This is a genomic window from Streptomyces sp. NPDC037100, assembly GCF_055606225.1.
Genome location: NZ_JBVJSX010000003.1, coordinates 567,822 through 580,853 on the forward strand (window position 1 = coordinate 567,822; position 13,032 = coordinate 580,853).

General features: G+C 71.6%; 14 protein-coding genes. 8 read left to right on the forward strand and 6 right to left on the reverse strand.

Annotated features, from left to right (window positions below; all coding sequences use genetic code 11):
- Window positions 1-122 precede the first annotated feature (122 nt).
- Genes ACZ7EG_RS12565 through ACZ7EG_RS12575 form a run of 3 tightly spaced genes read left to right on the forward strand, consistent with a single transcriptional unit; the run spans window position 123 to window position 3,248 of the window.
- The gene (locus ACZ7EG_RS12565) at window positions 123-1,439 is read left to right on the forward strand and encodes a cytochrome P450 (RefSeq protein WP_471076197.1); all 1,317 of its coding nucleotides are present in this window, start codon (window positions 123-125) and stop codon (window positions 1,437-1,439) included.
- Window positions 1,436-2,251: a thioesterase II family protein gene (locus ACZ7EG_RS12570; protein ID WP_471076200.1), complete on the forward strand. Its 816-nt coding sequence runs from the start codon at window positions 1,436-1,438 to the stop codon at window positions 2,249-2,251. Before ACZ7EG_RS12565 ends, ACZ7EG_RS12570 begins: the two co-directional genes overlap by 4 nt.
- Window positions 2,252-2,261: 10 nt before the next feature.
- Complete coding sequence (locus ACZ7EG_RS12575) at window positions 2,262-3,248, forward strand: aldo/keto reductase (RefSeq protein WP_471076203.1); 987 nt, start codon at window positions 2,262-2,264, stop codon at window positions 3,246-3,248.
- Between the two features lie 198 nt (window positions 3,249-3,446).
- Here ACZ7EG_RS12575 and ACZ7EG_RS12580 read toward each other — a convergent pair whose 3' ends face one another.
- From ACZ7EG_RS12580 to ACZ7EG_RS12590, 3 genes are all read right to left on the reverse strand, one after another.
- Window positions 3,447-3,911 carry a DUF5994 family protein gene (locus ACZ7EG_RS12580; RefSeq protein WP_471076206.1) on the reverse strand — a complete coding sequence of 155 codons (465 nt, stop codon included), beginning with the start codon at window positions 3,909-3,911 and terminating at the stop codon, window positions 3,447-3,449.
- A 55-nt stretch (window positions 3,912-3,966) separates the two neighbouring features.
- Window positions 3,967-4,272, reverse strand: a complete 306-nt coding sequence (locus tag ACZ7EG_RS12585; RefSeq protein ID WP_471076209.1) for a DUF5994 family protein — start codon at window positions 4,270-4,272, stop codon at window positions 3,967-3,969.
- Window positions 4,273-4,681: 409 nt separating this feature from the next.
- A complete protein-coding gene (locus ACZ7EG_RS12590; RefSeq protein WP_471077066.1) occupies window positions 4,682-4,984 on the reverse strand; it encodes a hypothetical protein in 303 nt (100 codons plus the stop codon).
- A gap of 740 nt (window positions 4,985-5,724) precedes the next feature.
- On the opposite strand from ACZ7EG_RS12590, the gene ACZ7EG_RS12595 reads away from it, so the two are divergent.
- Entirely contained in the window at window positions 5,725-6,402 is a 678-nt protein-coding gene (locus ACZ7EG_RS12595; RefSeq protein WP_471076212.1) for a hypothetical protein, read from the forward strand.
- An 85-nt stretch (window positions 6,403-6,487) separates the two neighbouring features.
- Here the strand turns inward: ACZ7EG_RS12595 and ACZ7EG_RS12600 are convergent, their stop codons facing one another.
- The 3 genes from ACZ7EG_RS12600 to ACZ7EG_RS12610 all read right to left on the reverse strand — a co-directional run bounded on the left by ACZ7EG_RS12600 (window position 6,488) and on the right by ACZ7EG_RS12610 (window position 10,458).
- Window positions 6,488-8,200, reverse strand: coding sequence for a SpoIIE family protein phosphatase (locus ACZ7EG_RS12600; RefSeq protein ID WP_471076215.1), 1,713 nt, complete (start codon window positions 8,198-8,200; stop codon window positions 6,488-6,490).
- A 289-nt stretch (window positions 8,201-8,489) separates the two neighbouring features.
- Window positions 8,490-9,731, reverse strand: a complete 1,242-nt coding sequence (locus tag ACZ7EG_RS12605) for a PP2C family protein-serine/threonine phosphatase (RefSeq protein WP_471076218.1) — start codon at window positions 9,729-9,731, stop codon at window positions 8,490-8,492.
- Between the two features lie 439 nt (window positions 9,732-10,170).
- A complete protein-coding gene (locus ACZ7EG_RS12610) occupies window positions 10,171-10,458 on the reverse strand; it encodes a hypothetical protein (RefSeq protein WP_471076221.1) in 288 nt (95 codons plus the stop codon).
- Window positions 10,459-11,203: 745 nt separating this feature from the next.
- Here ACZ7EG_RS12610 and ACZ7EG_RS12615 point away from each other — a divergent pair.
- From ACZ7EG_RS12615 to ACZ7EG_RS12630, 4 genes are read left to right on the forward strand one after another with little or no spacing between them, the layout of a single operon-like run.
- The gene (locus tag ACZ7EG_RS12615; RefSeq protein WP_471076224.1) at window positions 11,204-11,635 is read left to right on the forward strand and encodes an Asp23/Gls24 family envelope stress response protein; all 432 of its coding nucleotides are present in this window, start codon (window positions 11,204-11,206) and stop codon (window positions 11,633-11,635) included.
- Window positions 11,636-11,673: 38 nt separating this feature from the next.
- Window positions 11,674-11,901 carry a hypothetical protein gene (locus tag ACZ7EG_RS12620; RefSeq protein WP_471076227.1) on the forward strand — a complete coding sequence of 76 codons (228 nt, stop codon included), beginning with the start codon at window positions 11,674-11,676 and terminating at the stop codon, window positions 11,899-11,901.
- Window positions 11,898-12,344, forward strand: a complete 447-nt coding sequence (locus ACZ7EG_RS12625) for an Asp23/Gls24 family envelope stress response protein (RefSeq protein ID WP_471076230.1) — start codon at window positions 11,898-11,900, stop codon at window positions 12,342-12,344. Before ACZ7EG_RS12620 ends, ACZ7EG_RS12625 begins: the two co-directional genes overlap by 4 nt.
- Window positions 12,341-13,024 (forward strand): DUF6286 domain-containing protein, encoded by a 684-nt coding sequence (locus ACZ7EG_RS12630; RefSeq protein ID WP_471076233.1) that lies wholly within the window; start codon window positions 12,341-12,343, stop codon window positions 13,022-13,024. Before ACZ7EG_RS12625 ends, ACZ7EG_RS12630 begins: the two co-directional genes overlap by 4 nt.
- The last annotated feature ends 8 nt before the right edge of the window (window positions 13,025-13,032 follow it).

The following is a 13,032-nucleotide window of genomic DNA, read 5'->3' on the forward strand; positions in this document are numbered from 1 at the left end:
GCCCGCTGCCGTACGCCGTGCCGTTTCCTCGGCGCACGACGGTCCGGAGCTGCGAGGAGGGGGTGAGGCGTGGCACACGGCACGGCGCCTTCCTGCCCATCACGGTGAAAGGAAGACGGGCCTTGACCGTCCATGCCACACCCGCCCCTGCCGGACCATCACTCGCCCCGCCGCCGGGCTGCCCGATGCACGCGGCCACCACCGGACCCGCCGACGGCGTGAACCTCGTGGACCCGGCTCTCTACAGTGACGGCGACCCGCACCCCGTCTGGCGACGGATGCGCGCGATGGACACGCTGACCCGTCACCAGGTCGACGAAGAGCGCTGGTTCTGGAACATCGTGCGCTTCGAGGACGCCGACCGGGTCCTGCGGGACACCGCGACCTTCACCTCCGAACGTGGCACCATGCTCGACCTGCTGGGCACGGACGACCCGGCAGGCGGCAAGCAGCTCGCGGCCACCGACCCGCCCCGCCACACCGAGATGCAGGGGCGCCTCAAGAAGGCCCTGGCGATCAAGTCGGTCGACCGGCAGCGCGAGATGATCCGCGATCTGGTGGTCCCCCTCATCGAACCACTCGGCGACGGCGGCACGTTCGACTTCGCGCAGACCATGCTGGCCATGCCGATGTCGGTCACCGGCACCATGATGGGCCTGCCGACCGCGGACTGGGCCTGGCTCAGCCGGCTGACCACGGTGTGCATCGCCGCCGACGACCCCGAGTACCAGGACCCGGGCGGCCGGGACGTCACCCTGAAGGCCGCCCACCGCGACCTGTTCGCGTACTTCCAGGACCTGGTCCGGTTCCGTCGCGACAACCTCGGGGACGATCTGCTGAGCGTGCTCATCTCCACGGAGTTCGAAGGCCGGCACATGGCGTCCGAGGAGATCGTCGCCAACTGCTACAGCCTCCTGCTCGGTGCGAACGTCACCACCCCCCACCCGCCGAACTTCGTCATGGCCGAGTTCATCGACACGGGAGTGCTCCAGGACTGGGCGGCACATCCGGAGGCCGACGACACGGCCCTGAACGAAGCCCTGCGCTGGGCCTCGCCCGTCAACCACTTCCTGCGGTACGCCACCCGCGACGTGGAGATCCGCAACACCCGGATCAGCGCCGGGGACGCGGTCGTCATCTGGCTCGGCTCCGCCAACCGCGACGAGACCGTCTTCACGCGCGGCCAGGAGTTCGACATCCGCCGCAGGCCCAACAAGCACCTGGCCTTCGGTATCGGGCCCCATTACTGCATCGGGCACAGCGTCGCCCGCGTCAGCCTGAAGACCCTGTTCCACGAGCTGTTCACCCGCTTCGAGGACTTCCGGCCGGCCGGTCCTCCCGAGCGGCTCCGCTCCAACTTCGTCTCCGGCTACAAGCACATCCCCATCACGGCCCGCCGAGCCCGCGGCGGCAACGGGCGTGCCAGGAGCACCGGATGACACGGCCGCACCCGAACACCGTCCCACCCACCGGCAGCCCGTGGCTCCGCCGCTTCCACACCGCGCCCGCCGGCTCACCGCTCCTGCTGTGCTTCCCGCACGCCGGCGGCAGCGCCTCGTACTTCTTCCCCTTCTCGGCCCGGCTTTCCGCGCGCGCCGATGTGCTGGTGGTCCAGTACCCCGGCCGGCAGGAGCGGTTCGCCGATCCGTGTGTGGAGTCCCTGCACGAGATGGCCGATCTGATCACCGAGGAGCTGCTGCAACACCTCCCGCGGGCAAGGCCGTTCAGCCTCTTCGGACACAGCATGGGCGCCTCCCTCGCCTTCGAGGTGGCCTGCCGGCTGCGGGACGCGGGCCTCCCGCCCGCCGCTCTCACCGTCTCCGGCCGCCGCGCCCCGTCGGTACCCGCTCCAGGATCGGTGCACCTCGCGGACGACGACCAGCTGATCGCGGACATCAAGCTGCTCGGCGGCACCGATCAGGGGATGCTCGACAACCCGGAGCTGCTCGCCGCGATCCTGCCCGCCGTCCGCAGCGACTACGTGGCCACCGAGACGTACCGGTTCCGCGGCGCGGATCCGCTTCAGTGCCCGGTCACCGCCCTGATCGGCGACGTCGACCCGCGGGTCGACGAGCCGCAGGCGCTGGCCTGGCGGAGCCACAGCACCGGTCCGTTCCGCCTGCGCGTGTACACCGGCGGCCACTTCTACCTCGTACCCCACATCGACGCCGTCGTGGCGGAGTTGCTCGCGGACCTGCCCGTCCGTTCCGCGACCTCCTCCGGCACCGAGTCGGACACCTCCCACCACTGAAAGGTCCACCATGAAGTACCGCGTCATCGGCAGCACGCCGGACACCCGTCGTGAGGTCAGCGTCCTGAGCCTCGGCGCCATGACCTTCGGCACCACCGTCGACGAGGCCACCTCCTTCGCGATCCTCGACCGGTTCGTCGAGGCGGGCGGCACGTTCATCGACACCTCCAACAACTACGCGTTCTGGGTGAACGGCACACAGGGCGGCGAGAGCGAGCAGCTCGTCGGCCGCTGGCTGCGCAGCCGCGGGATCGGCGACGAGATCACCATCGCCACCAAGCTCGGCGCCCGCCCCAACCAGCCCACCAAGACCTTCAGCCTCGACGTGGAGGGCCTGTCCGCCAAGGTCATCCGCGAGTCGTCGGAGCGCAGCAGGGAACACCTCGGCATCGAGAAGATCCACCTGCTGTACGCGCACATCATGGACGAGCGGACCCCCCTCGAGGAGACCGTCCAGGGCTTCGCGGAGGTGGTCGCGGACGGAGTGGCCGGCCTGCTCGGCGCGAGCAACCACTGGTCCTGGCGGATCGAGCGCGCCCGCGCCCTGGCCGCCGCCGCCGGTGTCCCCGGCTACGAGGTGCTCCAGCACCACCACAGCTACCTGCGCCAGCGCACCGACATCCCGAGCATGCGTTCCCCCGACGGCAACCAGGGCCTGGTCAGCGGTGACCTCCTCAGCTACCTCCGCGCCAACCCCTCGCTCACCCAGGTCGCGTACTCCCCGCTGATCTCCGGCGCGTACGTCCGCGACGACAAGCCGCTCGGCCCCGGTTTCGACCACGCGGGCACCCAGCCCAGGCTGAAGGCGATCCGCGAGGTGGCCGCCGAGGCCGGCGCGACCGTCAACCAGGTGGTGCTGTCCTGGCTCATGGGCGGGGACATTCCGATTCTCCCGCTGGTCGGTGCCTCGTCCGTCGCACAGCTGGAGGAAAGCCTGGGCGCGGTGGATCTCGACCTGACACCGGAGCAGCGGGCCAAGCTGGACAGCGTCCACTGAGCCGACCGCGCGCCCCGCGCCGCAGGACCCGGTCCACCCCGTGACCTGTCGTCGAGGTGGCGTGTCCGGCTTCGGGCGCCAGGCGCGGCCGGACGGTGCACGCCACCCGGGCGTTCCGCGTTCCCCAGCGAACCCCAACCGGCCTCGGCGCGTTGCTCTCAAGGACGCACGGGCCTGCCCCTTCGAGCCCTCAGCAGGTCAAAGGCCGGTGTCGATCAGGATCTGCTGGGCCTGCTTGGGGTTGCCGCTACGGACCGCTTCGGTCATCGCGGCTCGCGCCGCCTCGGGGGGCGTGCCCGGTGGCACCACGAGCAGGGAGAAGTGGTCCTGGTCCCCGCGGGTCACGAGCGCGGTGTCGTCGCCCACGGAGAAGACGTCGATGTGCACCACACGGTCGTCGACGGTCATCCGCGTCGGCATCTCGTCCCAGGCTGCGGAGTCCAGGCCGATCCGGGTGATCGGCCCGAGGCGCTCGGTCAGTGCGCTGATCAGGCCGGGCAGTTCGGCGGTGAGATTCCTGGAACGGGGCCACCACGCACCGTCGAGGATGCTCCGGCGTTCGTGAGTGGTGGTGAGCCGCAGGAGCGCCGTTCCGGGACGCATGGATTCGTGTGCACCGTCCGCCAGCAAACCTGGCGGGGGCGGGGAATCGGGATGGGGCATCGTGCTCACCTGCCTGGGTCGGATCCCTCCTCGCGTTCACGCTACTCCTGCCGTGTCAGGCGCGGTCGCCGAGCGCGGCGGTCATGATCGGTTCGGCCGCCTCCGCGGTGGTGTCGGGCGGCACGACCAGCAGGTCCCAGCGGCCGTGTCCGGGGGCGAGCAGGACGACGGTGTCCGGGGCGTGCGCTGCGACCGTCTTGCGCAGTCGTACGACCTGGTTGGCGACGAGCATCCGGCCAGGCGCCGCGGACCAGGCCGCTCCGTTCACCGTGACGCCGGCGATGTGTCCCCAGGCCCGCGGCAGTGCGGCGAGCAGCTGCGGAAGCTCTGCCAGGAGGTCGTGGGAGCGTGGCCACCACACGCCGTCGAGGCGACGTGGCAGCGCGCTGTGGGGCGCGAGGCGCAGGCGTAGGAGAGGACCGGTGGGCGGTGAGGACGGTGAGGGCGATGAGGGTGGCGCTGTGGTGATCACGGTGTTTCCTTCGGCGGTTCGTGGAGCGGTTGGTTCGGGTCAGGCCGGCTGTCGCGGTGGGACGCCATGCGCGACACGCGTCCTCCTGCCGTGTCGAACGCCTCGATGAGTGCGGGCGGTTCGGTCATCAGGTCGTCGGCTCTCGTACACCGGTGGATCTTCGTCTGTGCCGTGGGTGCTGCCGGTGCCGGTGCCGGTGCCGCTGTCGCTGTCGGTGTCGGTGCCGGTGGCTTGGCTGCGGCCGCGGCGAAGCGGCACGGGCACGGACGTGACCTCTGTTCTGTCGGCCGTCCTGACCTCAACGTCCCGTGGAATGCCGCTTGTTGTGCGTCGTCCGTTCCCGGTGGCGGCGCGGTCGGAAGCGTCCCCGGCCGCCGTCGCGGTGGTCGCGACGTTCGAGCGCGGCGGACGGGGTGGACTGCGGTGGGGGCGGCGGGGTGGTGCCGGCGGCTCGGTCGGCGGCGGCCGGGGGGCCGGGAAGGAAGCGGCTGTAGGAACGCAAGGCGATCCTTTCGCTGTGCGCGGAGTTGAGCCGGTGGATCACGTACGCTCCGGCGGCGATGAGCACGAGGAGCGCGGAAACGGTGAGGGCGATGTCCATGACGGTCACGACCTGACGGTCGGTCGAAGGCGAGCAGTCCTTGGGAGAGGCGGACCCGCCGTCCCTCGGGTGCCTGGTGCCGGCGGTGCATTGACGCCGGTGGTGCCGGTGGTGCCGGTGGTGAAGAGCAGTAGTACGGCCCTGCGCGGGTCGGGCTCCGGCCACGCGTCGGCGGCGGGGAAGGTGTCGAAGGCCGGGGCCATCGTGCTGACCTGTCTCCGGAGAATCCTGCGCTGCGCGGGGCTTCCGGCGAAGTGTCTCGCCGAGGACGAGACCAGCGCGGGAGCCGGTGTGCGACATGCCCTCGGTACCTCCACCGTACTCCCGTGCGCCCCCGACCGTCGCGGAGCGGACGGAACCGCCGTACCCGCCTCGGCGTTCACGCGTACTCCCGTGCGCCCCCGACCGTCGCGGAGCGGACGGAACCGCCTTATCCGCCTCGGCGTTCACGCGTACTCCCGTGCGCCCCCGACCGTCGCGGAGCGGACGGAACCGCCTTATCCGCCTCGGCGTTCACGTCCACCGTCGGTCCCGGAGGGGGCCCGGCCACGGGAGCACGTGAACCCCTACCCGCCTCGGCGTTCACGTCCACCGTCGGTCCCGGAGGGGGCCCGGCCACGGGAGTACGGTTGAAGACACCGAGGGCGCCGCGCGCCGACTCCGACACCGGTGCCGCTCTCGGCGACCGACGACGCCGGGCCGGTCCGCCCGTGGGACCCGCCCGAAGCAGGGCTTGCCTCATGACCGTGAACGTGCCGGTTCCACCGACGACCACAGAACTCCTCGGGCGTCCCGTCGGTTCGGACCCGCCCGCGACGCGGAGGCCCCGCCCGTCGAGGCCGGAACGTGGCTCCTCGCCCCGGGAGGGGCAACGCGTCCGTCCGCTGACCCGGCGCCAGATCGAGGACCATCTGCAGGAACTGGGCGATCTGTACGCGGAGACGTCCGGCGGCGGCCCCTGGGCGTGGAACCAGGCCCGCGGCGACTTCCTGCGGCGGCTGGCGGTCGACGTCCGGCGGCCGGGATTCGAGTTGCTGATCGCGGAGACCACCGCGCTGACCGGGTGCGCCTACGGTTTCCCCGTACGCGGCGACGGCCCCTGGTGGGAGGGCTTCGACGGATACCTTCCGGGCAGGCTGCTCCGGCTCGCAGCCTCCGGACGCCTCTTCGTGATCTCCGGGATCCATGTTCCGTCCCAGGTGCGCAGGCAGAACCAGGACCGCGCCTGGAACCTCGCCCGGCGCCTGCAGAAACGGCTGCTCACCGACCACGGTGCCGCCGTCGCCGTCACGCTGGTGAACCGCTCCGACCACAGGACCGTCGAGGCGCTGCTGTCCTGGGGGTGGCGGTACATCGAGGGCGATACACCTCGGACGGCCCCGCTCGGCCCGTTCCGCGTCCTGGTCCTCGACACCTGAGCCCCCGCGTCCGGCCTCACCACGGTCACCGCCGCGGTCAGCACCACGGTCACCGCCGCGGTCAGCACCACGGTCACCGCCGTGGTCACCGCCCTCGGGGCGACGGCAGGCGCAGGGCGAGGAGGGCCACGTCGTCGGTGCTGCCGGGCGGCATGCGGGCGGGCAGTTGGTCGCACAGCGTGTCGAGCGGTTCGTGGGCGAGAGCGAGGGCGTGGCGGCGCAGACGGGCGAGGCCGGTGTCCAGGTCGCTGCCGGGGATCTCGATCAGACCGTCGGTGTAGAGCAGCAGGGTGGAACCCGGCGGCAGGACCTGCGCGGCGCTCGGCCGGCCGGCGCCGGTGCCCGGAGGGGCGCCGAGGAGGAGCCCCTGGCCCGCCTCGAGGAACCGAGCCTGTCCGTCCTCGGTCAGCAGCAGAGGTGGCGGGTGCCCCGCGCTGGTCCACCGCAGCGTCCAGGGACCGGTGTGCGGGTCGCCCTCGAGCAGGGCGAGGACGAGGGTGGCCATGGGGACGGTGGTGATGGCGGGCATGGCGTCGTCGAGGCGGTCGACGACGGCGCCGGGCGGGCCGCTGTGGTCCCAGGCCAGTGAGCGCAGGATGCCGTGCAGTTGCGCCATTCCGGCTGCCGCGGTCAGGTCGTGGCCCACGACGTCGCCGATGACCAGCGCGAGCGTGCCGTCCTTGCGCTCGAACGCGTCGTACCAGTCGCCGCCCACCTGGGAGCCGGCCGGGGCGGGCTGGTAGCGGGCGGCCAGCCGCAGGCGGCCCGGCTGGGGCAGTGGGGCGAGCAGGTTGCGCTGCATGGCCTCGGCGATGGCGCGCTGGCGGCCGAAGCGGCGGGCGTTGTCGATGACCAGGCCGACCCGGCGGCCGATGTCGCTCACGACGGTCAGATCGTCGGTGTCGAACGGGTGCGCCGGGTCCGTGCGCACCAGCGTCAAGGCGCCGGTGACCTGTCGCCCGGAGCCCAGCGGCACCGTGACGGCGGACCTCGCGCCGGCGGCCCGCAGGAAGCCGCTGTGGACGGTGGTCAGGGCGGAGGCGACCGGTGCGGCCATGTCCGCCTCGCGCTGCAGGACGGGATCACCGCCGTTCAGCACCTGGACGAGGGGCGAGTGGGCCTCCTGCCCGGCCTCGGGAAGGTTCTCCTGCCAGTCCTCCTGTGCGGCGTCCCGGCCCTCGGGGCCCGTCACCGCCACACGGTGGACCTGTCCGGAACCGACCCGGAGGTCCACCGCGGCCCAGTCGGCGAGGCGGGGAACCAGCAGGCGGCCCAGCCGGGCGAGGGCCTCATCGGTCTCCAGAGTCTGACCGAGCACGTCGGTGATCTCCGCGACCAGCGTCAGCCGCTCGGTGAGGTCCTCCAGAGCACGGGTATAGGCCGCACGCTCCTGACGCGCGCTGCGGTCGCCGGCGGTGTCGGTGCACAGCACGGCCATGCCCATGAGGACACCGTCGTCCGCCAGGGGAGAAGCGGACCAGGAGATCGCGGTCAGGCGGCCGTCACCGCGCAGACAGATGTCGCCCTCCCCGCGCGCCTCGGTCCTCTCGGCAACGGCCCGCAGCAGCGGGCACTGCTCCCGGGGGATCCTGCCGCCGTACGCATCCCGGTGCAGCAGGTCGTGTGCGTCCTCCCCGCGCATCGCCGCGGCGGCGCGGCCCAGCAGCCGCTCGGCGGCCGGGTTGACCGCGAGGATCCGTCCGGCGGGATCCACCACGACCAGGGCCGTGCCCAGCTGCCGGACGACCTGCTGCCAGAAACCCGGCTCGGCCGCCGACGAGCTCCCCTCGTGTCGCACACCCTCCACCATGCCGCCCCTCTCCGTCAGGAAACCCTTGCCGAAGACCGCGGGCGCATCGGCGGTCCGACACACCAGTGGATCAATACTCCCCCGACTCGGCACCGATCAGCTCGGCGACGTCGCATGGTCATGCGTTCCCCCGGCTCTCCTCGCTCCCGAGCGGTCATGCGGCGTCAGGTCATCGAGTCGGCTCGCCACGTGTCCGCTGCCAACTCCCGACGGCGGTACATGTGCACGGCCCGGCCGCTCCCGAGGCCGCTCTGTCTCTCAGCTCGGGATCGTGGGCTCAGTCGAGGGCGGCGAGATGAGCGGCGTCGCCGCCTCGCCACTCGACCAGGAAGATGGTCGCGTCGTCGCTCGTGGTGCCGCCACGTTCGTGCTTCAGGGCGTGGGAGAGCGCTCGCACCACCGCCCGTACCTCGGTGCGGCCGAGGAGGATTCGGTTGGTCCACTCGACGAGCTGCTCCTCACCGAACAGTTCCCCGCCGGCCTGGTGCTCCTCGAACAGGCCGTCGGTGAAGCACAGCAACCGGTCTCCGGGTTGCAGCATCCGCTCGCTGACCACCGGCTCCTCACCGCCGAAGCCGACCGGCAGAGTGGTCGGGCTCTCCAGCCGGTCCACCACGGCGCGGTCCCGGATCAGGAACGGAGCCGGGTGGCCGGCGTTGACCCACTGCAGCCGGCCTGTGGTGATGTCCAGGATCATCATCTGCGCGGTGACGAAGTGGTCGTGGCCGAACTGATCATTGATGGCCCTGTCCATGAACGCGTACACCTGGGACAGATCGGTATGGGCCCGTCGCGTGTGGCGGTAGGCGCCGATGGCCACCGTCGCCATGGTCGCCGCGTCCAACCCGTGGCCCATCGCGTCGATCATGGCCATGTGAAGGATGTCGCCGTTGAGGGCGTAGTCGAAGCTGTCGCCGGCCACGTCGTAGGCGGGCTCCAGGATTCCGGCCACTTCGACCTGCGGAACGGTCATCGACAGCGGGGGCAGCAACGACCACTGGATCTCCGCGGCCACGCTCATCGGGGCGCTGCGGCGGGCCTGGAAGAACCGGTCGGTGTAGGCGTCCTTGGTGACGATCATGTCCGCGACCAGACCGGCGAGTCTGCGGAGCAACCGCCGGTCGTCGTCATCGACCCTGTCCAGGGTGACGGCCATCGCCCCGATCTGGTCGCTGCCGTCCAGCAGCGGCAGGTACATCCGCACACTGCCGTCATGCGGCACCTCCACCGTTCTGCGGCTCAGGAACGCCTCGCCGGCGGGGGAGTCCTCGACCGCCTCGGGCCCGCCGACCTTCAGCCTCCGACCCGGGAGCGGCACCAACAGCTCCTGCTCGTAGTCCTGCAGGAGGATCGAGACCTCCCGCCCCCCGACCCTGGCCACCTCGTCCGCGACGAGCGGGGCGATCAGGTCCGGTGGCATCTCGTGGGCCCGGTCGAGCAGCACACCCAGCAGTCGTTCGCCGAACCCCTCCGACCGGTCCACTCCAGCCCCGTCCGGCCGCCGCCAACTGTCCGTCATCGGTGCTCGCTTCCCTTCGTCCCGGGGTGGGCGAACCCGTTGGCGGCCGTATCCACGCCGTGTTCGCCAGGCAGCCCGGTGCCCCGGCTTCGCCGAACCGCAGCCGGGCCGGGGCGCTCCGGCCGCGAGCCGGCGGCGATGAGCGTGGACGACGCTGTTCGACCGGCACAGGCTCGCAGCGCCGACCGGCCCGACGAGCCGATTACGCCACAGGCGGCATGTCGCCTGTGGCGTGATCGAGGTCAGACGGCGACGAGAGTCGATGCCCCGGCGTACAACGGCCCCGGCGTGCAACGGCCCCGGCGTACGCACACCGGGGCCGCCCTTCCGGGCCGTGGCACGTGAGAGTGCACTGACCCACTTATCATCATATGCCCGATACAGGGCACTGGGGCCGGGGCAGGCCGCACGCGTCGAGCCGTCGTTGACACCTGCCTGGCTAGGGCGCGGCTTCCGTGATGAGGACGGCGGCGGTGACCGGGCCGGGGGCGTCAGCGGTGGCTGCTTCCACCAGGGCGGCCCGGACGGCGCCGGCGACTTCCAAGGGATGGTGTCCGAGGGCGACCGCGAGCTGGACCTCGATGTGGCGGCCGGGCGGGTCGTCATGGTCCGCCACCTTGATCGGGCGGCTTCCCAGCACGGCGGTGAGGCGGGCGACGCCCGGAACAGCCGCCGCGACGTCCGCCAGCTCACCGACGGACCCCCACAGGAATCCCGTACCGGCCACCGGGGGTGAACTTCGCGCGGCTGCAGCTTCCGGCTCGGGCTGCACGGCCCCCCTTGGGGCTCGCGACCTCACGGCTGTCTCCGGGCCCTCATGGAGATCCGTGACACGCAGGTCGGCTGTCACGGTGGCCAGGCCGAGTCCTTCCGTGGCCGCGTCGAGCAGTGCGCTCCTCAACTGTTCGGCGGTGTGAGGCAGCGGCTGCCCGAGAGATGCCGTGAACGCGGCTTCGATCCTGAGCGGGCCGGGTGGTAGCGCGCCTGCCGGCGGACGCACGGCCGGCTCGGACACGGACTCGGACACGGACACGGACTCGAGCGGTGCCGACCCGATGCGCAGAGACTCCAGCCGAGCACCGGGAATCTCGGCGGCAGTATGTAGGAGGGCCCGGACGGCTGCTTGCTCGGTGATCCATGTCCCGTCGTCGGGCCCGCCGAGCGGGAGCAGCCGGCTCAGGTCGAGCTGGTGCCGTACGGCCTGCGTCCACGCCTCGGTCACCGGGTTCTCACCCTCTTTCTCCTATGGCTGCGGGTTTCCCGTCGCACTGCGCCCGGAGTGTCCGCGAGGGCTCCGGGTGCACGCTCGGGCCACGGGCTCCGGGTGCACGCTCGGGCCACGGGCTCCGGGCGCGCCCTCGGGCCACGCGCTGGACCGCCCGACACGATCCGCGCCTCTGTTGAAACCTCCTAAAGCGAATATAATCGGAATAAATGGTGCCAGGTGGGCTTATCGAGGGAGGAATATCCCGATGACTGAGAACACCGGCGTAAGGCACGGTGGTGCGCCCGAGTCCCGTGGCCGGACGACCATCGCCGATGTGGTGGTGGAGAAGATCGCCGGAATGGCGGCACGGGACGTGCGCGGCGTCTATGCCCTGGGCAGCGGATTCGCCCGCTCGATGGGATCCGTGCGGGAGCGGATGCCCGGCGCCGGTAGTGGCAAGTCCGTCACGCGCGGGGTCAGTGTCGAGGTCGGAGAGCTGCAGGCGGCCATCGATCTGGAGCTCGTCGTCGACTACGGCGTCTCGATCACGGACGTGGCCGGTGCGGTGCGGGAGAACGTGATCTCCGCGGTGGAGCGGATGGCGGGCCGGGATGTCGTGGAAGTCAACATCATGGTCAGCGATGTGAAGCTGCCCGACGAGGAGGACGAAGGCGAAGAGCGGCAGCGGATCCGGTAGTCGGGGCGGAGCAGCCCACGTGAGTGAAGGAGCGCGTGATGAGCAGGTCCGTGGTGGGCTTGATGGCCGGAATGGCGCTGGGTTTCGCCGCGTATTTCGGTAACTTCTGGGCCTTCCTGCTGGTGCTGGGCCTGGGCCTGGTCGGTCTCGTGGCGGGGCGGTTCATGGAAGGCGATCTCGAACCGGGCGACTTCGTCCGTCGGCGGGACCGGCAGGAGCGGATCCGCGATGACCGGCGACGGGCGCGGGGAGACTGGCGGCAGTGACCGGTGAAGCCGGTCGGCGTCCGGGCGTTCCCCGCGGGGAGCGCGGTGCGACCACCGTCGCCGACCGGGTCGTTGCGAAGATCGCTTCCCGGGTGGCGGGCGAGGCGCTGAGCCGGTTCACCGAGTCGGCCGGCCACGTACCGCCCGCCCGGCGCACGCCACACGTGGCCACATCCGTGCGGCGGGCACCGGAGCGGAAGACCGTCGGAGGAGACGACGAGTCCGCGGCCGGACGGCAGGCGGTTCTCGGCGAGGTGCGGATGCGCGTCACCGTCGAGCTCGGTTACCCGTCCGACATCGGGGCGCAGTGCGCCGCAGTGCGCCGGGAGGTTACCGAACGGCTCAGGACGTGGGCCGGCATGGAGGTGTCCGACTTCTCGGTGTCGGTCGAGAGGCTGCACTCGGTGCATGTGCGGCACACGGACCAGGAGAGGGTGAGATGAGCGCGAACACCTGGCGGCAGCCGACCGGTGACCGCGACCTTTCCTCCGATCCCGGACAGGCGGACCCGTCCGCGGAGGGCGCCTCTGAGGCGGGCCCGACGGCAGCGGTCGACAAGTCAGGCCGGTCCACGCGCCGTTTCTGGTCCGCGCGGCGGCTCCCCGCGGCCTTGGTGGCCCTGCTGTCCGTCGCGGCCACGGGCCTGTTCCTGTATGACGTGGTCTCGGTACGGGCAGGCGGGCCCGCGATGCGCTGGCGACGGCGGCTCGCCGAGGAACTGGCCACACGGCCCCTGGATGACATCTGGATGATCGTCGGGGCCGCGGTGGCGATGGCCGTCGGCCTGTGGCTTTTCCTGCTGGCGGTGACGCCCGGTCTGCGCGGGCTGCTGCGCATGCGGCAGCCCACCGGTGTCCCCGGGGCGGAGGAGGTCCGCGCCGGGCTCGACCGCCGTGCGGCCGCCCTGGTTCTGCGCGACCGGGCCGTGCAGGTACCCGGTGTCCAGGCGGCACGGGTCGCTGTCGGCCGCCGGAAGGTCAAGGCCCGGGCAGAGGCACATTTCCGCGATCTCGAGGAGGTCCGCGAGGACCTGGACGCCACACTGGGCGAAGCCGTGACGTCCTTGGGTCTCGCCCGGCAGCCCGCGCTGACCGTGCGTGTCCGGCGCCCGAAGAAGGGCTGAGGTGATCC